This is a genomic window from Cytobacillus sp. FSL M8-0252 (assembly GCF_038007345.1).
Lineage (GTDB): Bacteria > Bacillota > Bacilli > Bacillales > Cytobacillaceae > Cytobacillus > Cytobacillus kochii.
Map to the genome: position 1 here is coordinate 119,041 of NZ_JBBOWZ010000001.1, position 24,123 is coordinate 143,163.

Here is a 24,123-nt window from a genome sequence, read left to right on the forward strand (position 1 = left end):
GATGAATATCCTTCTTGTTGACGGATACAATATCATCGGTGCCTGGCCAGAGCTTCAGCTTCTAAAAAATAAGGATTTAGAAGCAGCCAGGGACCTGCTGGTAGAAAAGATGGCTGAATATCAAGGGTATTCCGGTTACCGAGTCATAGTTGTCTTTGATGCCCATTACGTAAAAGGGACAGAAAGAAAATTTAAGAATTATAATGTTGAAGTTATTTTTACACGTACAAACGAAACCGCAGATGAACGTATTGAAAAGCTAGCGATTGCGTTAAATAATATTAAAACACAAATCTATGTAGCTACTTCAGATTTTACAGAGCAGAGAGTCATCTTTGCTCAAGGTGCGTTAAGAAAGTCAGCCCGAGAATTACACAATGAAATGAATCATATTGAAAAACAAATTAACAAAAAAGTAAAGAAAAGCCAGGAAAATAAGCCAGTGTCTAAAATCCCATTAAGTGATGAAATCGTTGAAATTTTCGAAAAATGGCGCAGAGAACGTTAAATGATTGGTTGACGCTGGAAAATACCCTACTGTATAATATTTCTAACCATGCTTGTACGGTCGGAGGGATCAGGATGAGTATCGACTTCAGGACAAAAGCTGAAAAGCATTCTTTATACGTGCAACTCGAAGATGAAGAAGTAATTGAATTAGTGCATAAAGGTGAAAGTGAAGCGCTAGATTATTTGATCCATAAGTATCGAAACTTCGTGCGTGCAAAGGCGAGGTCTTATTTCCTCATTGGTGCCGACAAGGAAGATATTGTGCAGGAGGGAATGATTGGTCTTTATAAGGCCATTCGAGATTTTAAGGAGGACAAGTTGTCTTCCTTCAAAGCATTTGCAGAATTATGTATCACAAGACAAATTATCACTGCAATTAAAACAGCAACAAGACAGAAGCATATCCCGTTGAATTCTTATGTATCGCTTGATAAGCCTATTTATGATGAGGAGTCAGATCGTACGTTAATGGATGTCATTTCTGGAGCGAAAGTGATGAACCCAGAAGAGTTAATTATTAATCAGGAAGAGTTTGACCACATCGAAGTAAAAATGTCTGAACTTTTGAGCGATTTGGAAAGAAAGGTGCTTGCCCTTTATTTAGATGGGCAATCATATCAAGAAATATCAGAAGAATTGAATCGACATGTGAAGTCAATTGATAATGCTTTGCAAAGAGTGAAAAGAAAACTAGAGAGATATTTAGAAATAAGAGAATTCTCTTTATAACTACTATATGTTAATATATTATTTATGGGCATATGAGAACCATTTTCGATTGATAACAGTGGAGGTTTTCCTATTTTTGCTGTTATTGACATGGATTATTGGCCATGGTAGAGTTTTAATGGCATAAATGTCGAAGAGGTGTGAAAAATGCCGAAAAAAGTGATACTAGCTTGTGCCGATTGTGGGACAAGAAATTACACTACCAATAGTAACAAAGGTAATGAGAGATTGGAATTAAAGAAATTTTGCAGTAAATGCAGTGCACATACAGTTCATCGCGAAACAAAATAATAGAGTAAAGAAGAGACAAAAAAGTAATAGAATGGCATTCAGGGGGATGTATTCTTAATCAACGCTTTTTTGTTAAAGGATATATCTCTTTAAAAGTTGGGGGTTAAGAAATGGGACGCATCGTGAAGTTTTTCCGTGAAGTTGGACGTGAGATGAAAAAGGTTAGCTGGCCTACAAAGAAAGAGCTAACGAAATATACGATCACAGTTATTGTCGTTGTTTTATTCTTTACGTTATTCTTTACTGTTGTTGATTTAGGTATTTCTGAATTGATTCGTTTAATTCTTGAATAACCCCTGAGCTTCCATGGTATAATGGATGATAACACAGGAACATTTGCAGGAGCCCGGTAACGGGTTTTTTCATTTGGTCAAGAAAGGCCTAGTCCATTTGCTTAGGATTCGATTGGTTTCGTAATCCGTCACTTTAGACAAACAAGAGATGTCAGTCTTTCAAAAATAAAAATAGATTGCAGGGAGGGAAGGACGTTAAGTCCCCTTTGATATGGAAAAGAATTGGTATGTAGTACATACGTACTCAGGGTATGAGAATAAAGTAAAAGCAAACCTTGAAAAACGTGTGGAATCGATGGGCATGCAGGATAAAATTTTTAGAGTGGTTGTCCCTGAAGAAGAAGAAACAGATATTAAGAATGGTAAGAAGAAAGTTGTAAAACGAAAGGTGTTCCCAGGTTATGTGTTGGTGGAGATTGTTATGACAGATGACTCTTGGTATGTAGTGCGTAACACACCTGGTGTAACGGGATTTGTTGGTTCAGCGGGTTCTGGCTCAAAACCGACTCCATTGTTGCCTGAAGAAGTGCAGGTCATTCTTAAACGTATGGGTGTTGAAGAAAAACGAATGGATGTAAACTTCGAAGTTGGGGAAACGGTTCAAGTAAACGAAGGTCCATTTGCTAACTTTACTGGATCTATTGAAGAAATCGATAAAGATAAAGCGAAAATCAAGGTGCTTGTAAATATGTTTGGAAGAGATACGCCAGTTGAATTAGATTTTTCGCAAATCGAAAAAATTTAACGGTCTTTCTCCCTTATATTTAACTAGAGAAAGTTGATTTTTGTATGATTTCGCCGTATCTAGCCATTGTCTTTCGCTTATGAGCTCTCCTATATTTTTGAAAAGAACTTGAAATCGTCTTTGAAAAATGATAATATTTCATAGGTCAGTATGTCTCAGAAGACGAGACCGGACATTGGACATTATTCTTTATGTTAATATAAAGAATTAACAGTTGAGTGGGAGGGGGAAAACCCCTATTACCACATCACGGACTTTAAGGAGGTGTGTCTCGTGGCTAAAAAAGTAATCAAACTTGTTAAATTGCAAATTCCTGCAGGTAAAGCAAATCCAGCACCACCAGTTGGTCCTGCACTAGGTCAAGCCGGTGTTAATATCATGGGATTCTGTAAGGAATTTAATGCACGCACAGCTGAACAAGCTGGTCTAATTATTCCTGTTGAAATCACGGTATTTGAGGACCGTTCATTTACATTTATTACGAAAACTCCACCTGCTGCTGTATTGCTTAAGAAAGCGGCTGGTATTGAGTCTGGTTCTGGTGAACCAAACCGTAATAAAGTAGCAACAGTCAAGCGTGACAAGGTACGCGAGATTGCTGAAACAAAAATGCCTGATCTAAACGCTGCTAGTGTAGAAGCTGCTATGCGTATGGTTGAAGGTACTGCACGCAGCATGGGTATTGTCATCGAAGACTAATACTATTTGCTATGTATGTATGATGATTGTTTCTAAAAAGGTTGCGATGCTGAATTAGTTTCACTCGCAACCTTTATAATGTTCGGACCTTGAGAAATTCTCGAGGGACCGACGTTTTTGAGATGAGAGGCAAACGTGCTTTTCGTCGGTGGGAGGTTATTCCGCTAAAACCACATTCAAGGAGGAAATTAAAATGGCTAAAAAAGGTAAGAAGTATGTAGAAGCTGCTAAACTTGTAGATAGCACAAAAGCTTACCCAGTTGCAGAAGCAATTGCTCTTGCGAAGAAAACAAACTTTGCTAAATTTGATGCAACAGTTGAAGTAGCTTTTCGTTTAGGTGTAGATCCTAAGAAAGCTGACCAACAAATTCGTGGAGCTGTCGTGCTTCCGAACGGTACTGGTAAAACTCAACGCGTGCTTGTATTTGCAAAAGGTGAAAAAGCGAAAGAAGCAGAAGCTGCGGGTGCAGACTATGTTGGAGATGCAGAATTCATCAACAAAATCAACCAAGGTTGGTTTGAGTTTGACGTAATCGTTGCTACTCCAGACATGATGGGTGAAGTTGGTAAACTTGGTCGTGTACTTGGACCAAAAGGTTTAATGCCAAACCCTAAAACAGGTACAGTTACATTTGATGTAGAAAAAGCTGTTAATGAAATCAAAGCAGGTAAAGTTGAATACCGTGTAGAAAAAGCTGGTAACATTCACGTGCCTATCGGAAAAGTATCATTTGAAGATGACGAGCTTGTTGAAAACTTCAACACAATCTTCGATACAATGATGAAAGCAAAACCTGCTGCAGCAAAAGGTACTTACATGAAAAACGTTTCTGTAACTACTACTATGGGACCTGGTGTGAAAATCGACCCTTCTACAGCGGCAACAAAATAATTAACCATTATTTGGTTTTTAAATAAAGTTGACATAGCAAAGTCCATTCTGTAGAATGAATCTTGTTATTATCATAACTTAATCATTTATACCGTAGACAGCAGGAGCCGATTGGGGCTTAATAACCTGCCGAGGTAATACGATAGATTTTAATTGCTTGAACGAGCTATTGTATACTTCCTCCATGTCTACCTTTGATATGGAGGTTTTTTAATGAGATGGTGAGCCTCACCTATCTGATTGAACGGTATGAATGCATAATTCAATAGGAGGTGTAAAGATGAGCAGCATTATCGAACAAAAGAAACAAATCGTAGAAGAAATTGCAGACAAATTCAAATCAGCTCAAACAGCAGTTGTTGTTGATTACCGCGGATTAACTGTTGCAGAAGTAACAGAACTTCGTAAACAACTACGTGAAGCGAATGTTGAATTCAAAGTTTACAAAAACTCTATGAGTCGTCGTGCAGCAGAAGCTGCTGAACTTGCAGGCTTAAACGAACATCTTACTGGTCCTAATGCAATTGCATTCAGTACAGAGGATGTTGTCGCACCAGCGAAAATTTTAAACGAGTTTGCTAAAAAGCATGAAGCTCTTGAAATTAAAGCGGGTGTAATTGAAGGTAATATCGCTTCACAAGAAGAAGTGAAAGCTCTTGCTGAACTTCCATCTCGCGAAGGTTTACTTTCTATGCTACTCAGCGTACTTCAAGCTCCAGTTCGCAACCTTGCTCTTGCAACAAAAGCTGTTGCAGATCAAAAAGAAGAACAAGGCGCTTAATTATCGGTTTTAACCAATATAATCTAACAAAAATTAAGGAGGAAATTATATCATGACTAAAGAACAAATCATTGAAGCAGTTAAAAGTATGACTGTTTTAGAACTTAACGATCTAGTAAAAGCAATTGAAGAAGAATTCGGAGTAACTGCTGCAGCTCCTGTAGCTGTTGCTGGTGGCGCTGCTGGTGGAGACGCTGCTGCTGAGAAAACAGAATTTGACGTAATTCTTAATTCTGCTGGCGATCAAAAAATTAAAGTTATCAAAGTTGTTCGTGAAATCACAGGTCTTGGCCTTAAAGAAGCGAAAGAAGTTGTTGATAACACTCCTAAAGCTATTAAAGAAGGCGCTTCTAAAGAAGAAGCTGAAGAAATCAAAGCTAAACTTGAAGAAGTTGGAGCTGGCGTAGAAGTTAAGTAATATAGTTTGTTTAAAAGCCCGCTTGTATGAGCGGGCTTTTTTAATATCAGTTATGTGGACTGTTTAGGTAAGTGAATTTAAGGAGAACGTTACAGCAACTAACGAAGCGTTTGCTTAATTTTACCCTCTACCAAAAAAATCCTCGCACATGCAGCTCTAATATCTGGAGGTGACCACTATGTCAGACCATTATTATTCTAAAACGCCTAATGTCGAAAGTAATCCACGTGTTTGGAGTTACAAACTAAGAGACAAAACATTTCAATTTAAAACCGATCATGGTGTATTTTCAAAAAGTGAAGTTGACTTTGGATCAAGGTTATTAATAGAGACGTTTATCCCTCCTGAAATATCTGGTGATGTATTAGATGTTGGTTGTGGGTACGGCCCAATTGGTTTATCAATGGCGTCGATTATGCAAGATCGTCAAGTCGTCATGCTCGACGTGAACGAAAGAGCGCTTGAACTGGCACAAACGAACGGCGAGCTAAATGGTATCAACAATATCACTGTAAAAGAAAGTGACAAGTTGGCAGTTGTTAAAGACCAACAATTTGCAGCTATTTTAACGAATCCACCAATAAGAGCTGGGAAACAAACTGTTCATAGTATTTTTGAAGAGAGTTTTGAATGTTTATTGCCTGGTGGAGAACTATGGGTAGTCATTCAAAAGAAGCAAGGTGCACCATCTGCAATTGAAAAGCTCTCGGAATTATTTGCTGAAGTAGATACTGTTGTGAAGAAAAAAGGCTATTTTATATTAAGAGCAAAAAAAGATTGACTTGACATTTTCGCTATGTTAGTATTGTAAAATGCCAACATAATATACTACCAATAGGGATAAAAATTTATGCGTTATTGTATAAATTTATCCAGATGTGGGAAGTAATGAAAAGAATAGTCTAATGATGGAATTGTGGTTTTTGCTTGAAAAACCCTTTTTCTTTTTGTCTGATTGAGTTTATGTTTACGGAGGAAACTCGTGCTTTGGGGCTTCCGACGCTCTAGTTTTGGCAAAAATAGAGCGAAATGTGACTCGAGTTTAAGATATGTCAAGCTACCTGGATAATATTTCTCATGTAAAGAGTTTATCTCACTTGTGGGCTGGAATCCACAGGTAAAAAGATAGATTCTATTATTTACATGTGAGATTCACAGGTTGCTTTTCAAATAATAACGCTTGATTTGAGGGGTGAATCAGTTGACAGGTCAACTAGTTCAGTATGGACGACACCGCCAACGTAGAAGTTACGCACGAATCAGTGAAGTTTTAGAATTACCAAATCTAATCGAAATCCAAACCTCTTCTTATCAATGGTTTCTTGATGAGGGTTTAAGAGAGATGTTTCACGACATTTCTCCGATTGAAGACTTTACTGGTAATTTATCGCTTGAATTTATTGATTACAGCCTTGGCGATCCAAAATATTCGGTTGAGGAATCGAAGGAACGAGATGTTACATATTCTGCACCTTTGCGTGTGAAAGTGCGTCTTGTGAACAAAGAAACAGGCGAAGTCAAAGATCAGGATGTCTTTATGGGTGACTTCCCGCTTATGACAGAAACAGGAACATTTGTAATTAATGGCGCAGAACGTGTCATTGTTTCGCAATTGGTGCGTTCTCCGAGCGTATACTTTAGCGGAAAACTCGATAAAAACGGGAAAAAAGGCTTTACTGCCACTGTTATCCCGAACCGCGGCGCTTGGCTTGAGTATGAAACTGATGCCAAAGATGTCGTATACGTTAGAATAGATCGTACGAGGAAACTACCCGTTACGGTTCTTTTGCGTGCACTAGGGTTCGGATCTGATCAAGAAATCATCGAATTAATTGGTGACAATGAATATATCCGTAATACGCTTGAAAAAGATAACACAGAAGGTACGGACAAAGCATTGCTCGAAATCTATGAGCGTCTTCGTCCTGGTGAACCACCGACTGTTGAGAATGCAAAAAGCTTACTTGTATCAAGATTCTTTGATCCAAAACGCTATGATTTAGCAAATGTTGGACGTTACAAGATTAATAAAAAGCTTCATATAAAAAATAGATTATTTGGCCAAAGATTAGCTGAGAATTTGGTTGATCCTGAAACAGGGGAAATCATTGCTGAAAAAGGTGTTGTACTTGATCGTAGAACGCTTGATCGAATTCTTCCTTATCTTGAGAAGAATGTTGGCTTTAAGAAAGTGGACCTTGTCGGTGGCGTTATAGATGAAGAAGTCGATGTTCAATCGATTAAAATTTATGCACCGAATGAAGATGGCGAGAAAGTCATCAATGTAATCGGTAATGCGTATGTAGAAGAAGCTGTGAAGAATATTTCACCGGCTGATATTATTGCTTCTATTAGCTATTTCTTTGATTTATTACATGGTGTCGGCGATACAGATGATATTGACCACCTTGGTAATAGAAGATTACGTTCTGTTGGTGAGCTATTGCAAAACCAATTCCGTATCGGTTTATCAAGAATGGAGCGTGTAGTTCGTGAGAGAATGTCCATTCAAGATACGAACACAATTACGCCACAACAATTAATCAACATTCGTCCTGTTATTGCATCTATTAAAGAATTCTTTGGTAGCTCTCAATTGTCTCAGTTCATGGACCAAACAAATCCATTAGCTGAGTTAACACATAAGCGACGTCTGTCAGCCTTAGGACCTGGTGGATTAACACGTGAGCGTGCAGGCTTTGAAGTGCGTGACGTTCACTATTCCCACTATGGTCGTATGTGTCCAATTGAAACGCCAGAGGGACCGAATATCGGATTAATTAACTCTTTATCATCCTTTGCGAAAGTGAATCGTTTCGGATTTATTGAAACACCTTATCGTCGTATTGATCACGAAACAGGTACAGTATCTTCAAGAATCGATTACTTAACAGCTGATGAGGAAGATAATTATGTTGTAGCCCAAGCGAATGCAAGACTAGGTGAAGATGGTTCATTTATTGACGAGGAAGTTGTTGCTCGTTTTAGAGGGGAAAATACTGTTGTTAAACGTGACCGTGTTGATTACATGGATGTATCACCTAAGCAGGTTGTATCTGCTGCGACTGCATGTATCCCGTTCTTAGAGAATGATGACTCTAACCGTGCCTTAATGGGTGCCAACATGCAACGACAAGCTGTGCCTCTTATGCAGCCTGAAGCACCACGCGTTGGAACAGGAATGGAATATGTTTCTGGTAAAGATTCTGGTGCTGCGGTGATTTGTAAGCACGAAGGTATTGTTGAGCATGTTGAAGCGAAAGAAGTTTGGGTAAGACGTGTGAAAGAAGTAGATGGCCAAGAAGTAAAAGGCGATCTTGATAAATATAGAATGCTTAAGTTCATTCGTTCCAACCAAGGTACTTGTTACAACCAAAGACCAATTGTTGCAGTTGGTAACCGTGTAACGAAAGGTGAAATCCTTGCTGACGGACCATCAATGGAACTTGGTGAACTTGCGCTTGGACGTAATGTTCTCGTTGCTTTCATGACATGGGACGGTTATAACTACGAGGATGCGATCATCATGAGTGAGCGCCTTGTAAAAGATGATGTATACACTTCGATTCATATTGAAGAGTATGAGTCAGAGTCTCGTGATACGAAGCTTGGACCTGAAGAAATTACTCGTGACATCCCGAATGTAGGGGAAGATGCCCTACGTAATTTAGATGAGCGCGGTATTATTCGCACAGGTGCTGAAGTGAAAGATGGGGACTTGTTAGTTGGTAAAGTAACGCCTAAAGGTGTAACAGAACTAACTGCAGAGGAAAGACTACTTCATGCTATCTTCGGTGAAAAAGCACGTGAAGTACGTGATACATCCTTGCGTGTACCACATGGTGGAGGCGGTATCGTACTAGATGTCAAAGTCTTCAACCGTGAAGATGGCGATGAACTACCTCCAGGTGTAAACCAACTTGTACGTGTTTATATTGTTCAAAAGCGTAAGATTTCTGAAGGGGACAAAATGGCCGGCCGACATGGTAACAAAGGGGTTATCTCTCGTATTCTACCGGAAGAAGATATGCCGTATTTACCAGATGGCACACCGGTTGATATCATGTTGAACCCATTAGGGGTACCTTCTCGTATGAACATCGGTCAGGTACTTGAACTACACCTTGGAATGGCGGCAAGATCACTAGGCATTCATGTTGCTTCACCAGTATTTGATGGTGCAAACGAGGAAGATGTTTGGGAAACAATCGAAGAAGCTGGTATGGCTCGTGATGCGAAAACAGTTCTTTATGATGGACGTTCAGGAGAGCCGTTTGATAACCGTGTATCTGTTGGTGTCATGTATATGATCAAACTAGCACACATGGTTGATGATAAACTTCACGCTCGTTCTACTGGACCTTACTCACTTGTTACGCAACAACCGCTTGGTGGTAAAGCACAATTCGGTGGACAGCGTTTTGGTGAGATGGAGGTTTGGGCACTTGAAGCCTATGGTGCTGCTTATACACTTCAAGAGATCTTAACAGTTAAATCGGATGATGTCGTTGGACGTGTGAAAACATATGAATCCATCGTTAAGGGTGAAAATGTACCGGAACCTGGTGTCCCTGAATCATTCAAAGTATTAATTAAAGAACTTCAAAGCTTAGGTATGGATGTAAAAATCCTTTCAGGCGATGAAAAAGAGATAGAAATGCGTGATACGGATGATGATGAGGATATGCAACAGGCTGAATCCTTAACAATCGCTCCAGATACGCAAGAAACAGAAGTAGCAGAAACAGTAGCAACAAAAGAATAAATTTGAACAAGGAGGGCGATCACTGCCCTCCATTCGAGCTAAGTGGAATAGATGACTGGGACCCAAACTTATTGATAAGTTAATGGGAAAAACCTGTAGATCGAAAGGGAGGTAGGCCCCTTGCTAGATGTTAATAATTTCGAGTATATGAAAATAGGTCTCGCTTCACCAGATAAAATCCGCTCATGGTCTCATGGTGAAGTAAAGAAACCTGAAACAATCAATTATCGTACATTAAAACCTGAAAAAGATGGTTTGTTTTGTGAACGTATTTTCGGTCCAACAAAGGACTGGGAGTGTCATTGCGGTAAATACAAACGCGTTCGTTATAAAGGTGTTGTTTGTGATCGTTGTGGTGTTGAAGTTACACGTGCTAAAGTTCGTCGTGAAAGAATGGGGCATATTGAGCTAGCAGCGCCAGTATCACATATTTGGTACTTTAAAGGTATTCCAAGCCGTATGGGTCTTGTTCTTGATATGTCTCCTCGTGCATTGGAAGAAGTAATTTATTTTGCATCTTATGTTGTAACCGAATCCGGAGATACAGCATTAGAGAAAAAACAATTGCTCTCTGAAAAAGAATACCGTGCTTACCGTGAAAAATACGGTAATAAGTTCCAAGCGTCTATGGGTGCGGAGTCAATTAGAAAATTACTTTCAGATATTGACCTTGATAAAGAAGTAGATACTTTAAAAGAAGAATTAAAAACTGCACAAGGACAACGCCGTACACGTGCAATTAAACGATTAGAAGTGCTTGAAGCATTCCGTGGTTCAGGAAATGAACCGAGCTGGATGATTCTTGATGTGCTACCAGTTATTCCTCCAGAGCTTCGTCCAATGGTTCAACTAGACGGTGGTCGCTTTGCTACATCAGATTTGAATGACCTTTATCGCCGTGTAATTAACCGTAATAACCGTTTGAAACGTTTATTAGACCTTGGTGCTCCAAGCATCATCGTTCAAAATGAAAAGCGTATGCTTCAAGAAGCTGTTGACGCTTTAATTGATAACGGTCGTCGTGGACGTCCTGTTACAGGTCCTGGTAATAGACCACTTAAATCACTATCTCATATGTTAAAAGGTAAACAAGGACGTTTCCGTCAAAACTTGCTCGGTAAACGTGTTGACTACTCTGGGCGTTCTGTAATTGTCGTTGGTCCAAACTTGAAAATGTATCAATGTGGACTACCTAAAGAAATGGCATTGGAGTTATTTAAACCATTTGTCATGAAAGAGTTAGTTGAAAAGGGCCTAGCACATAACATTAAATCAGCTAAACGTAAAATCGAAAAAGTTCACCCTGAAGTTTGGGATGTACTTGAGAGTGTCATTAAGGAGCATCCGGTATTATTAAACCGTGCCCCTACACTTCATAGATTAGGGATTCAAGCATTTGAACCTACGTTGGTTGAAGGACGTGCCATTCGCCTGCATCCACTTGTTTGTACAGCATATAATGCTGACTTTGATGGTGACCAAATGGCGGTTCACGTACCTTTATCAGCAGAAGCGCAAGCTGAAGCTAGATTGCTTATGTTGGCAGCACAAAACATCCTGAATCCTAAGGATGGTAAACCAGTTGTTACGCCTTCACAAGATATGGTGTTAGGTAACTATTACTTAACTTTAGAAAGAGAAAATGCTGTTGGTGAAGGAATGGTCTTTAACGACACAAGCGAGGCGTTACTTGCTTACCAAAACGGATATGTTCACTTGCACACAAGAGTAGCTGTCCATGCTGGTTCGTTAAAAAATGAAACTTTCACTGAAGAACAAAACAAGCAACTATTAATGACAACAGTTGGTAAATTGGTATTCAATGAAATTTTACCGAAAACATTCCCGTATATTAACGAACCAACAAAAGAGAATCTTGAAATTGAAACACCGAAGAAATACTTTATTGATAAAGCTATTGATATTCCTGAAGCGATTCGTACAATGCCGATTGTCGATCCGTTTAAGAAGAAAATTCTTGGAAATATCATTGCTGAAGTATTTAAACGCTTCAAGATTACTGAAACATCAAAAATGCTAGACCGCATGAAGAATTTAGGTTTCAAATATTCAACTAAGGCTGGTATTACCGTTGGTGTGGCAGACATCGTTGTATTAGGTGAAAAAGAAGAAATTCTTCATGAAGCTCAAAATAAAGTTGATAATGTATTAAAACAATTTAGACGTGGTCTTATTACTGAAGAGGAACGTTATGACAGAGTTATCTCTATCTGGAGTGCGGCGAAAGATAATATCCAATCGAAACTAATGAAATCATTGGATAAATCCAACCCAATCTTCATGATGAGTGATTCAGGTGCTCGTGGTAACGCATCTAACTTTACGCAGTTAGCTGGTATGCGTGGTCTAATGGCCAACCCGGCTGGTCGTATTATTGAATTACCGATTAAATCAAGTTTCCGTGAAGGATTAACTGTATTAGAGTACTTTATCTCTACTCACGGTGCGCGTAAAGGTCTTGCTGATACAGCCCTTAAAACAGCTGACTCTGGTTACCTTACTCGTCGTCTTGTTGATGTTGCACAGGACGTAATTGTACGTGAAGATGATTGCGGTACAGATCGTGGCTTATTGATTTCTTCCTTGAAGGAAGGAACAGAAGTGATCGAAAGCTTAGAGGAACGTTTAATCGGTCGTCATGTAAGAAAAGCGATTAGACATCCGGAAACAAATGAAATCATTGCACGTGAAAATGAACTGATTACTGAAGATTTATCTGCAGAAATCATCGCTGCAGGCGTTGAAGAAGCATGGATTCGCTCTGCGTTCACATGTAATACTCGCCACGGTGTATGTAAAAAATGTTACGGACGTAACTTGGCTACTGGTCAAGAAGTTGAAGTCGGTGAAGCAGTTGGTATTATTGCCGCTCAATCAATTGGTGAACCTGGTACACAGTTAACGATGCGTACATTCCATACTGGTGGGGTTGCAGGAGACGATATTACACAAGGTCTTCCTCGTATCCAAGAGATTTTTGAAGCACGTAACCCTAAAGGTCAAGCGGTTATTTCAGAAATCAAAGGTACAGTGGTTGGCATTAATGAAGGTCGCGATCGTCAACATGAAATCGTTATTCAAGGTGAAGTTGAATCACGCACTTATACTGCACCGTATACTGCGCGCTTAAAAGTAGCAATTAACGATGAAGTGGAACGCGGCCAAGAGCTAACAGAAGGTTCTATCGATCCGAAAGAATTAATTAAGGTGAGAGATGTTACAGCTGTTCAAGAATACTTGCTACGAGAAGTACAAAAAGTTTATCGTATGCAAGGGGTTGAAATCGGTGATAAACACGTCGAAGTAATGGTACGTCAAATGCTTCGTAAAGTACGTGTTATCGATGCAGCTGAGACAGATGTACTTCCAGGCACATTGCTTGATATCCATCAATTTACTGATGCGAATAGAAAAGCACTGATGGAAGGTAAAATGCCAGCTACTGGACGTCCGGTATTACTTGGTATTACAAAAGCATCTCTTGAAACTGATTCCTTCTTATCCGCTGCCTCATTCCAAGAAACAACTAGAGTTCTTACAGATGCAGCGATTAAAGGAAAACGTGATGAGTTACTCGGCTTGAAAGAAAATGTTATCATTGGTAAACTTGTTCCAGCTGGTACAGGTATGCAACGTTATCGTCAAGCAGAGCCTTATACAAAAGAGACAGTTGAAGAAACAATCACGGTAGAATAATGATAGAAGTAAGGGTGTCGTTCTTTTTAAGAACGGCACCGACCTTCTATATTAAAAAAATATGAATGATTGTTGACATCATTTTCAAATGGTGGTAATATAGCAAAGGTGCTCCTATTACTGGATACTTTGGAGGATGAATTTATGTCTTATGAAAAAGTATTGCAGGCGAAAGAAATTATAGTAGGAACTAAACAAACAGTGAAAGCTCTTAAATCTGGAATTGTATCTGAAGTAGTCATCGCTAGCGATACAAATTTTCAAGTCAAATCTATGATAGAAGAAGCTGCTAAAGATCATAACGTTCCAATCACATATGTTGATTCGATGAAAAAGCTTGGTAAAGCATGTGGGATAGATGTAGGTGCTGCAGCTGTTGCATTAACTATTTAAAAACTGTTTTTGTAGATAGAAATCTGCAAGGACTTTGTTTTTGCCTTTAAATGAACCACCTGGATGTGTGGGCTTACATGAAAAGATGAAGGGAGGAAAAATACATGCCTACTATTAATCAATTAGTACGCAAGCCTCGTAAAACAAAGGAAGAGAAATCAACTTCTCCTGCGTTGAACAAAGGTTATAACAGCTTCAAAAAAGTACAAACGAACATATCTTCACCACAAAAACGCGGTGTATGTACTCGTGTTGGTACAATGACTCCAAAAAAACCAAACTCAGCGTTGCGTAAATATGCACGTGTACGTTTAACTAACGGAATCGAAGTAAATGCTTATATTCCTGGTATTGGTCATAACCTACAAGAGCACAGTGTGGTACTTATCCGTGGCGGTCGTGTAAAAGACTTACCGGGTGTACGTTACCATATCGTTCGTGGTGCACTTGATACTGCTGGTGTTAACAACCGTATGCAAGGTCGTTCTAAATACGGTGCTAAACGTCCTAAAGCAGCTAAGAAATAATTCACAAATAAAAATAACCCTTTCTTGAAAGGAGGAAAAATTACATGCCACGTAAAGGTCCTGTAGCAAAAAGAGACGTATTGCCTGATCCGATTTACAACTCAAAGCTTGTTAGCCGTCTAATCAATAAAATGATGGTAGATGGTAAGAGAGGTAAATCTCAAGCAATTCTATATAATTCATTTGATATCATTAGTGAGCGTACTGGCAAAGAGCCAATGGAAGTATTCGATCAAGCGCTTAAAAACATCATGCCTGTACTTGAAGTAAGAGCACGCCGTGTAGGTGGAGCTAACTACCAAGTACCAGTTGAGGTGCGCCCTGATCGCCGTACAACTCTTGGTCTTCGTTGGTTAGTAAACTACGCTCGCCTTCGCGGTGAGAAAACAATGGAAGAGCGTCTTGCAAACGAAATTCTTGATGCAGCTAACAACACTGGTGCATCAGTGAAGAAACGTGAAGACACTCATAAAATGGCTGAAGCAAACAAAGCATTTGCTCACTATCGTTGGTAAGATTCATTTTTATAATATAAAAATAATTCCCATACTAGGAAGGAGAAAGACACAATGGCAAGAGAGTTCTCCTTAGATAATACGCGTAATATTGGTATCATGGCTCACATTGATGCTGGTAAAACAACAACAACTGAGCGTGTTCTTTATTACACTGGTCGTATCCATAAAATTGGTGAAACACATGAAGGTGCTTCACAAATGGACTGGATGGAGCAAGAGCAAGAACGTGGTATTACAATCACTTCTGCCGCTACTACAGCTCAATGGAAAGGCCACCGTGTTAATATCATTGACACGCCAGGACACGTAGACTTCACAGTTGAAGTTGAGCGTTCATTGCGTGTACTTGATGGAGCAGTTGCTGTACTAGATGCTCAATCTGGTGTTGAACCACAGACTGAGACTGTATGGCGTCAAGCGACAACTTACGGCGTACCACGTGTGGTATTCGTAAACAAAATGGATAAAATCGGTGCAGACTTCTTGTACTCTTTAGGTACAATTCATGATCGTCTGCAAGCAAATGCAGCAGCTATCCAATTACCAATTGGTGCTGAAGACGAATTCGAAGGTATCATTGACCTTATCGAAATGAAAGCTACTTTCTACGGTAACGATCTTGGTACTGATATCGAAACTCGTGAAATTCCTGAAGAATATATGGATCAAGCCCAAGAGTATCGTGAAAAATTAATCGAAGCTCTTGCTGAACTTGATGAAGAATTAATGGAGAAATATCTTGGTGGAGAAGAAATCTCTAATGAAGAGATTAAAGCTGCAATCCGTCAAGGTACAGTAAACGTTGAGTTCTATCCAGTTATTTGTGGATCTGCATTCAAAAACAAAGGTGTTCAAAAAATGCTTGATGCAGTAATCGACTATCTTCCATCTCCATTGGATGTACATGCCATTAAAGGTATTAATCCAGACACAGAAGAAGAAGTTACTCGTCCATCAAGTGATGAAGAGCCTTTCTCTGCATTAGCATTTAAAGTTATGACTGACCCTTATGTTGGTAAATTAACTTTCTTCCGCGTTTACTCTGGTACGTTAGATTCAGGTTCTTATGTTAAGAACTCTACAAAAGATAAACGTGAACGTGTAGGTCGTATCCTACAAATGCATGCAAACTCTCGTGAAGAGATCTCTACAGTTTATGCAGGGGATATTGCTGCTGCTGTTGGTTTGAAAGATACTTCTACTGGAGATACACTATGTGATGAAAAGAGTCTTGTAATTCTTGAATCTATGGAGTTCCCAGAGCCAGTTATCTCTCTTTCTATCGAACCGAAGTCTAAAGCAGACCAAGATAAGATGACTACAGCACTTCAAAAACTTCAAGAAGAAGATCCAACATTCCGCGCGCATACTGACCAAGAAACTGGTCAAGTAATCATCGCTGGTATGGGTGAGCTTCACCTTGATATCCTTGTAGACCGTATGAAACGTGAATTTAAAGTAGAAGCAAATGTTGGTGCACCACAAGTTGCTTATCGTGAAACTTTCCGTGCATCTGCAAACATCGAAGGTAAATTCGCGCGTCAATCCGGTGGTCGTGGTCAATTTGGTCACGTTTGGATTGAGTTCTCTCCAAATGAAGAAGGTGCAGGATTTGAATTCGTAAACGGCATCGTTGGTGGTGTTGTTCCACGTGAATATATCCCTGCAGTACAATCTGGTCTTGAAGATGCTATGGAGCGTGGTGTATTAGCCGGCTATCCAATGGTTGATATTAAAGCTAGATTATTTGATGGATCATACCATGATGTTGACTCATCTGAAATGGCGTTTAAAATTGCCGCTTCTATGGCACTGAAAAACGCTGCATCAAAATGTAACCCAGTTATCCTTGAACCGGTAATGAAAGTTGAAGTAGTTATTCCGGAAGAGTATATGGGAGACATTATGGGTGATGTTACTTCTCGTCGTGGACGTGTTGAAGGTATGGAAGCACGCGGTAACGCACAAGTAGTTCGTGCTATGGTTCCACTTTCTGAAATGTTTGGTTATGCTACTTCATTGCGTTCTAATACGCAAGGTCGCGGTACATTCTCAATGCACTTTGATCATTATGAAGAAGTTCCAAAATCAATTTCTGAAGAAATCATCAAAAAAAATAAAGGTGAATAATTGATTTTACCTTTTTAATCAAGTATAACTATCATTGTAAGTAACCTGACATTGGAAGGTAGCCACCGACCAATGTCAATCAAATACTTAATTTATTTAAAATTAAAGGAGGATTTTCCTAATGGCTAAAGAAAAATTTGACCGTTCAAAACCCCATGTTAACATCGGAACTATCGGACACGTTGACCATGGTAAAACTACATTAACAGCAGCAATCACAACTGTACTTGCGAAAGCAGGCGGCGGTGAAGCTCGTGGATATGACCAAATCGATGCTGCTCCAGAAGAAAGAGAGCGTGGTATCACAATCTCTACTGCACACGTTGAGTACGAAACTGAAAACCGTCACTATGCACACGTTGACTGCCCAGGTCACGCTGACTATGTTAAAAACATGATCACTGGTGCTGCACAAATGGACGGCGGTATCCTAGTAGTATCTGCTGCTGATGGCCCAATGCCACAAACTCGTGAGCACATCCTTCTTTCTCGTCAAGTAGGTGTACCTTACCTTGTTGTATTCATGAACAAATGTGACATGGTAGACGACGAAGAATTACTTGAATTAGTAGAAATGGAAGTTCGTGACCTTCTTTCTGAATATGAATTCCCTGGTGACGATATTCCTGTAATCAAAGGTTCTGCGCTTAAAGCTCTTGAAGGAGATGCTGCGTGGGAAGAAAAAATCATTGAATTAATGGCTGCAGTTGATGAGTATATCCCAACTCCAACTCGTGACACTGAAAAACCATTCATGATGCCAGTTGAGGATGTATTCTCAATCACTGGTCGTGGTACTGTTGCTACAGGTCGTGTTGAGCGTGGACAAGTTAAAGTCGGTGATACTATTGAAATCATCGGTCTTGCTGAAGAACCAAAATCAACTACTGTAACAGGTGTTGAAATGTTCCGTAAGCTTCTTGATTATGCTGAAGCAGGAGATAACATTGGTGCTCTTCTTCGTGGTGTTGCACGTGAAGATATCCAACGTGGTCAAGTATTAGCTAAACCAGCTTCAATTACTCCACACGTAAAATTCAAAGCTGAAGTTTACGTTTTATCTAAAGAAGAAGGTGGACGTCACACTCCATTCTTCACAAACTACCGTCCTCAGTTCTACTTCCGTACAACTGATGTAACTGGTATTTGTAACCTTCCTGAAGGTGTAGAAATGGTTATGCCTGGAGATAACATCGAAATGAACGTTGAACTTATCTCTCCAATCGCTATCGAAGAAGGTACTAAATTCTCTATCCGTGAGGGTGGACGTACTGTAGGCGCTGGCGTAGTTGCTACAATCGTTGAGTAATAAATTTTGATTTACGATATTTGAAGGGGACGCCTTTCATAGAAAAAGCAGTCGGGACGCCGGCTGCTTTTTCTTTATGCTTTTTTACATTAATTATGAAGAAGAGTGTACATTAAAGTATCTTGCTTCGGGATGTGAAAACACCATAGCCGTAACAGAAGCTTCAGGTTCCATCATATAACCTTCTGTTAATTCGATATCAATATCCTCTGGTTGGATAAGACGAAATAACTTTGCTTGATCTTCTAAATTTGGACAGGCTGGGTAACCGAACGAAAATCGTTGTCCTTGATATTTAGCCGCAAAACGCTCATCCATCGTCATTGTTGGGTGATCTGGGAATCCCCATTTATCCCTAATCTGTCTATGAATATACTCAGCCAGACCTTCAGCTGTTTCTAACGCAATTGCTTGCAATGCGTGACTTTCTAGAAATCTGCCTTCCTCTTTTAATTGTGTAGCTGCCTTTCGTATTCCCTTTCCAGCTGTTACAGCAAAAAAACATACGTAGTCTGTTTGCTTTTCTCTTAGATAATCAGCAAGACAAAGGTTTTTTCCTTTTTCTTGTCTAGGGAATGCAAACTCTTCAATAGGAAGTTCGTCTTTATTCATTATTATGACATCATTTCCATTGGCCTTTGCTTTGAAGAATTGGTAAGTAGCCTTTGGTTGTATCCAGTTATTTTTAATTATTTCATGGATCAGTGAGTCTAATAGGTTATTCACCTTATCCAGTTTTTCATTAGTGAGCTCCCTTTTTTGATTTTTAACCCCAAGATGATATAGCAGCATTTTACGGTTAATATATGGTTCAATATGGTGAAAAGAGAGATTTGTAATTAAATGTCTCTTTAAATCTTGCGTTTGAAAAATAGGAGCTTGTTGAACGGTTTTCACGTCAACGGCTGGTTCGGAATATTTTTTTATCAATTGGGTTTCTTCTTTGGTAGTTTGTGCTGTTCTCGAGATTTGTGCTTGAAATAATTCACTATAGCGACTTGGTTCTCGGATTTCATTTGCTAAACTCAGACCGGTCATTGCATCTTTTGCATATAAGACGAGTCCTTTGTAGTTAGGGGCGATTTTATTATTCGTAAATTTTCGAGATAAGGCAGCTCCCCCCACCATAATGGGGGTTTGTATATGGGCATCCTGTAAGTCCTTTGCTGTTAATGCCATTTGTTGTGCTGACTTTACGAGTAAGCCAGAGAGTCCAATGATGTCGGGTTTTTCCTCTCTAATGGCTGCGATAAGTTCAGCAGAAGAGACTTTAATTCCAAGATCAATGGTTTCAAATCCATTGTTAGAGAGAATAATATCGACAAGATTCTTACCGATATCATGGACATCACCTTTGACGGTTGCGAGTAAAACTTTCCCCTTACTTGTAGATGTTTGTTTATCATTCTCCATATAAGGTTCTAAAAACGCGACTGATGCTTTCATCACTTCTGCACTTTGTAAGACTTCTGCAACAATTAATTGATTATCATTAAATAATCTACCTACTTCTGCCATACCATTCATTAATGGTCCGTTGATAATATCTAATGGATTTGGGTATTTCGCTAATGCTCTTTCTAAATCTGGGAGAAGGCCTTCTTTTGTTCCTTCTATTATATAGCTTGATAAACGTTCTTCTAATGATAGTAAATGGGTTTCTATCCTTTTTTCCTTCTTCTTATCACGATAAAAGTCAGTAAAATCAGCTAAAATGCTATCGCTGGTTTGAAAAAGAAGCTTTTCTGCTAATTCGACTTCATTTTTAGGGATGCTTGGGAAACGCTCTAGCTTTTCTGTATTGACGATTGCATAGTCTAGCCCGGCTTTCGTGCAATGAAAGAGGAAGACGGAATTTAAAATTTCTCTCCCCACACTCGGAAGACCAAAGGACACATTACTAATGCCTAAAATCGTTTTCGCCTCCGGTAGAGCTTCTTTAATAAGTTTAATACCAAGTACAGTTTCTTTAGCAGAACCAATATATTGTTCATCTCCAGTGCCGACAGGAAAAACCAGGGGGTCGAAGATAATATCCTCTGGAGGTACTTGATACTGCTCAACGAGGATGTGATAGGCCCGTTTAGCTATAGCTAGCTTGTTTTCAGCTGTGATGGCCATGCCTTCCTCATCAATGGTACCGACAACAATGGCTGCTCCGTACTGATGGATAAGCTTTGCAGCAAAGGCGAATCGATCCTCACCATCTTCTAAGTTAATCGAATTGATTATAGCTTTGCCTTGAGAGTAGGTAAGAGCTTTGGCGATTACTTCATCATCAGTTGAATCAATGACTAGGGGAACTTTGATTTTTTTCGTTACTTCAGCTAAAAAATGGTCCATATCTTCTATCTCATTACGATCAGGGTCAGCAAGGCATATATCAATGACGCTTGCTCCTTTTTTAACTTGGGCTCTAGCAATTTCGGATGCTTCCTCATACTTTCCTTCATTAATCAACCGTTTGAATTTTTTTGAGCCAATGACATTTGTTCGCTCACCAACCATAATCGGTCTAATAGATTCATCATAGGTAAGGGGTTCAATACCCGATAGTTTATGCTGTCTCTTTTTAGTAATGGGACGGGGTGGTACATGGGCTAATGCTTGACTGATTGCTGTGATGTGCGCTGGTGTGGTACCGCAACAACCACCAACGATATTCACCCAGCCCTGTGTGGCAAAATCCAAAAGCTTTGTAGATAGAGATTCTGCTGTTTCGTGATAACAACCGTCTTCATCTGGTAAGCCTGCATTAGGATAACAGCTAACCCCAGTTGAAGAGAGTTGTGCTAGAGAGCGAATATGCTCTTGCATAAATTCCGGTCCAGTTGCGCAGTTGAGTCCAACAGCTATTGGTTTCATGTGCTCTATTGAAATGTAAAACGCTTCGATGTTTTGCCCTGCCAAAGTGGTGCCCATCGGTTCTATTGTCCCTGATACCATAATAGGGAGTTCTTTCTTTGTATGATGAAAGGCTTCTTTAATCCCTAGGAAAGCAGCTTTTACATTAAGGAGATCTTGGCTTGTTTCTATTAATAATAAATCTACACCACCGTCAATGAGTCCTATGGCTTGTGTACGATAATCCATGACTAATTGTTTAAAAGTTGTTCCACCGGTAACGCTTAATGTCTTAGTAGTTGGTCCCATAGATCCTGCTACATATCGCGGATGATTAGGCTTGTTGTATTTATGCGCTGCTTTTATAGCGATTTCAGCCGCTCTGCGGTTTAATAATTCACTTAAATGCCCAATATTATATTCTTCTAAAACGATACGCGTCGCTCCGAATGTATTTGTTTCAATTATATCTGCCCCTGCCAAAAGATAAGCTTCATGAATTGATTGAATCAATTCAGGTCGCGTAAGTGTGAGGTGCTCATTACAACCTTCTAAGTCCTCACCACCAAAGTCATCTGCAGTTAGGTGGGCTTCTTGTAGCATGGTACCCATTGCTCCATCCATGATTAAAATCTTTTCCGTCATTTGTTTAGTGATGGCTACTTTTGACATAATGATGCTCCTTCATCTGTTGATCTTTTCTTCTAATATGATTGGTCAGCTCGGTTGTGAGTTGATATCTAAGGAAGGGGGTAACAAGGTAGATGCCTTGAAAGAGTTCTAAGGCTGCATCGATCAACTCTTTTGTAATTAATAAGCCTTCTTTCTCAGCTAGAACAGGGTTAACCGCTTTAGCCATTCTGTCGCGGGTCGTTTGAGTAATCTTGATACCAGGCACTTCGTTATGAAGATACTCTGCATTTTTGCTGCTAATCAGTGGCATCATTCCGATGAAAATAGGTGCGGACAGATGCTTTGTTGCCTCATGAATCTCTAATAGTTGTGTTACTGAAAACACTGGCTGTGACACGAAATAATCAGCGCCTGCTTTTATCTTCCTTTCAAGTCGGGCAACAGCTTTGTCTAAGGATTTGACATGAGGATTAAATGCTGCCCCGACCGAAAAGACGGCATTTTCACCAAGTTCAGAACCTGAAGGGGAAATTCCTTCATTAAATTGTTTAATCATTTCTATTAATTCAAAGGAAGATAAATCAAATACAGATGAAGCGCCTGGGAAATTACCAACTCTTGCCGGATCCCCTGTAATGGCTAAAATATCATGCAACCCCAATGTATGAAGACCCATGAGATGTGATTGTAAGCCGATTAAGTTTCGATCTCTACAGGAGAGATGGACAAGTGGTCGAACGTTTGTATCCCTTTGGATGATATGTGCTAGGGCTTCATTTGCGATTCGTGGTGTCGCAAGAGAGTTATCTGCGAGTGTGATTGCATCAACCCCAGCATCTTTTAAGGCTCTGGCGCCTTCAAAAAATTTAGCAGTTGATAGCTTCTTAGGTGGGTCTAGTTCGACGATGATGGTGCGTTTTTCTTGTACAAGTGTCTCTAACGGGGTATTGGTGCGTTCGATTATAATTCTCTCTATTTTAGGTTTCCTTTTATTTGTTACTTGTTTTTCAATAATCGGTACAGCATGCCTAACTTCGTCTGCAAATGCTTTAATATGGCCAGGTGTCGTTCCGCAGCAACCACCAAGCAGTCGAACACCTTGCTTAAGGAAGGACTTCGCTGATTTTCTAAAATAGTCTTCACCCTCCTTATATTGAATCGTACCATCGATATAGGCCGGTAGACTCGCGTTAGGATATGCAGATAGAAACGCGTGCTGAGGTAATTCAACGGAGGAGAGTGTCTCTAACATATGATGTGGACCTAAACGGCAGTTTACCCCGACAACATCTGCCCTTTTAGCTTCTAACCTTTTTAAGGCGTCATTAATTAACGTCCCATTTTGTAATATAGCGATTTCTTGTAAAGACACTTGGGCAATTATAGGTATATCCGTTTCTTTCCGGGCAATAGAGAGAACCGTTTCTAATTCTTCTAAATCATAATACGTTTCAAGAAGGAGCCCATCTACGCCTTCTATCAATAAGCAGTATAGCTGTTCACGAAAGTTACGTTTAATTTCATCTAGAGGAATAGAGAGGGGGTTTAATCCTCGTACACCTCCAATTGTGCCAAGCACATATGCCTGGTGCTGTTGAATACTAGATCGTGCCAGTTTTACAGCCGCACTATTAATCTCTTTGACTGAATCCTCTAGGCCATACCGTTTCAATTTTAAATCATTCGCAGCATAGGAATTTGTTTGAATTAAATCAGCACCTGCATGGAGATAGGCTTGATGAATGTGCTGAATTTGTTCCGGTGCTGAGAGGTTCAACTCTTCAAAACATGTATCCGTACCATAAGAATAAAGAAGTGTTCCTATCGCACCGTCAGCAATTAATACTTGGTTCTTCATTTTTTCAAGGAAGTTCAAAGGTCTCACTCCTTCAATTCATATTTTGTTGAATTCAATGGATGAGAAGCCAA

At 39.6% G+C, this 24,123-nt stretch carries 19 protein-coding genes and 1 other annotated feature; of the genes, 17 read left to right on the plus strand and 2 right to left on the minus strand.

Features of this window, described 5'->3' with window-relative positions:
- Position 1 precedes the first annotated feature (1 nt).
- From MKX83_RS00610 to tuf, 17 genes are all read left to right on the plus strand, one after another.
- Entirely contained in the window at positions 2 to 508 is a 507-nt protein-coding gene (locus tag MKX83_RS00610; protein ID WP_095371241.1) for an NYN domain-containing protein, read from the plus strand.
- An 8-nt stretch (positions 509 to 516) separates the two neighbouring features.
- A complete protein-coding gene (gene sigH, locus MKX83_RS00615; RefSeq protein ID WP_180317053.1) occupies positions 517 to 1,239 on the plus strand; it encodes an RNA polymerase sporulation sigma factor SigH in 723 nt (240 codons plus the stop codon).
- A 147-nt stretch (positions 1,240 to 1,386) separates the two neighbouring features.
- Positions 1,387 to 1,530, plus strand: coding sequence for a 50S ribosomal protein L33 (gene rpmG, locus MKX83_RS00620; protein WP_191816903.1), 144 nt, complete (start codon positions 1,387 to 1,389; stop codon positions 1,528 to 1,530).
- A 110-nt stretch (positions 1,531 to 1,640) separates the two neighbouring features.
- On the plus strand, positions 1,641 to 1,823 hold the full coding sequence (gene secE / locus MKX83_RS00625) for a preprotein translocase subunit SecE (protein WP_095371238.1): 183 nt from the start codon (positions 1,641 to 1,643) through the stop codon (positions 1,821 to 1,823).
- A gap of 211 nt (positions 1,824 to 2,034) precedes the next feature.
- Positions 2,035 to 2,568 carry a transcription termination/antitermination protein NusG gene (nusG, locus tag MKX83_RS00630; protein WP_095371237.1) on the plus strand — a complete coding sequence of 178 codons (534 nt, stop codon included), beginning with the start codon at positions 2,035 to 2,037 and terminating at the stop codon, positions 2,566 to 2,568.
- 273 nt (positions 2,569 to 2,841) lie between these two features.
- The gene (gene rplK / locus MKX83_RS00635) at positions 2,842 to 3,267 is read left to right on the plus strand and encodes a 50S ribosomal protein L11 (protein ID WP_009336545.1); all 426 of its coding nucleotides are present in this window, start codon (positions 2,842 to 2,844) and stop codon (positions 3,265 to 3,267) included.
- 193 nt (positions 3,268 to 3,460) lie between these two features.
- Positions 3,461 to 4,159, plus strand: a complete 699-nt coding sequence (rplA, locus tag MKX83_RS00640; RefSeq protein ID WP_341053556.1) for a 50S ribosomal protein L1 — start codon at positions 3,461 to 3,463, stop codon at positions 4,157 to 4,159.
- Positions 4,160 to 4,232: 73 nt separating this feature from the next.
- Positions 4,233 to 4,380, plus strand: a sequence feature (ribosomal protein L10 leader region).
- A 59-nt stretch (positions 4,381 to 4,439) separates the two neighbouring features.
- Positions 4,440 to 4,940: a 50S ribosomal protein L10 gene (rplJ, locus tag MKX83_RS00645; RefSeq protein WP_095371235.1), complete on the plus strand. Its 501-nt coding sequence runs from the start codon at positions 4,440 to 4,442 to the stop codon at positions 4,938 to 4,940.
- 52 nt (positions 4,941 to 4,992) lie between these two features.
- Positions 4,993 to 5,358 (plus strand): 50S ribosomal protein L7/L12, encoded by a 366-nt coding sequence (gene rplL, locus MKX83_RS00650; RefSeq protein ID WP_095371234.1) that lies wholly within the window; start codon positions 4,993 to 4,995, stop codon positions 5,356 to 5,358.
- A 178-nt stretch (positions 5,359 to 5,536) separates the two neighbouring features.
- Positions 5,537 to 6,139, plus strand: a complete 603-nt coding sequence (locus tag MKX83_RS00655; protein WP_095371233.1) for a class I SAM-dependent methyltransferase — start codon at positions 5,537 to 5,539, stop codon at positions 6,137 to 6,139.
- Between the two features lie 420 nt (positions 6,140 to 6,559).
- A complete protein-coding gene (rpoB, locus tag MKX83_RS00660) occupies positions 6,560 to 10,123 on the plus strand; it encodes a DNA-directed RNA polymerase subunit beta (protein ID WP_340977158.1) in 3,564 nt (1,187 codons plus the stop codon).
- Between the two features lie 120 nt (positions 10,124 to 10,243).
- Complete coding sequence (gene rpoC / locus MKX83_RS00665) at positions 10,244 to 13,840, plus strand: DNA-directed RNA polymerase subunit beta' (RefSeq protein ID WP_341053560.1); 3,597 nt, start codon at positions 10,244 to 10,246, stop codon at positions 13,838 to 13,840.
- A 144-nt stretch (positions 13,841 to 13,984) separates the two neighbouring features.
- Positions 13,985 to 14,233, plus strand: a complete 249-nt coding sequence (locus MKX83_RS00670) for a 50S ribosomal protein L7ae-like protein (protein WP_095371230.1) — start codon at positions 13,985 to 13,987, stop codon at positions 14,231 to 14,233.
- Between the two features lie 104 nt (positions 14,234 to 14,337).
- On the plus strand, positions 14,338 to 14,760 hold the full coding sequence (gene rpsL, locus MKX83_RS00675) for a 30S ribosomal protein S12 (protein ID WP_095371229.1): 423 nt from the start codon (positions 14,338 to 14,340) through the stop codon (positions 14,758 to 14,760).
- A gap of 44 nt (positions 14,761 to 14,804) precedes the next feature.
- Positions 14,805 to 15,275, plus strand: coding sequence for a 30S ribosomal protein S7 (gene rpsG / locus MKX83_RS00680; RefSeq protein WP_224938669.1), 471 nt, complete (start codon positions 14,805 to 14,807; stop codon positions 15,273 to 15,275).
- Positions 15,276 to 15,329: 54 nt separating this feature from the next.
- Entirely contained in the window at positions 15,330 to 17,408 is a 2,079-nt protein-coding gene (gene fusA, locus MKX83_RS00685; RefSeq protein ID WP_095371227.1) for an elongation factor G, read from the plus strand.
- Positions 17,409 to 17,529: 121 nt separating this feature from the next.
- Positions 17,530 to 18,717 carry an elongation factor Tu gene (tuf, locus tag MKX83_RS00690; protein ID WP_095371226.1) on the plus strand — a complete coding sequence of 396 codons (1,188 nt, stop codon included), beginning with the start codon at positions 17,530 to 17,532 and terminating at the stop codon, positions 18,715 to 18,717.
- A gap of 93 nt (positions 18,718 to 18,810) precedes the next feature.
- Here the strand turns inward: tuf and metH are convergent, their stop codons facing one another.
- Positions 18,811 to 22,233, minus strand: a complete 3,423-nt coding sequence (gene metH / locus MKX83_RS00695) for a methionine synthase (RefSeq protein WP_341053565.1) — start codon at positions 22,231 to 22,233, stop codon at positions 18,811 to 18,813.
- A complete protein-coding gene (locus MKX83_RS00700; RefSeq protein WP_341053567.1) occupies positions 22,211 to 24,070 on the minus strand; it encodes a bifunctional homocysteine S-methyltransferase/methylenetetrahydrofolate reductase in 1,860 nt (619 codons plus the stop codon). Before MKX83_RS00700 ends, metH begins: the two co-directional genes overlap by 23 nt.
- Between the last annotated feature and the right edge of the window lie 53 nt (positions 24,071 to 24,123).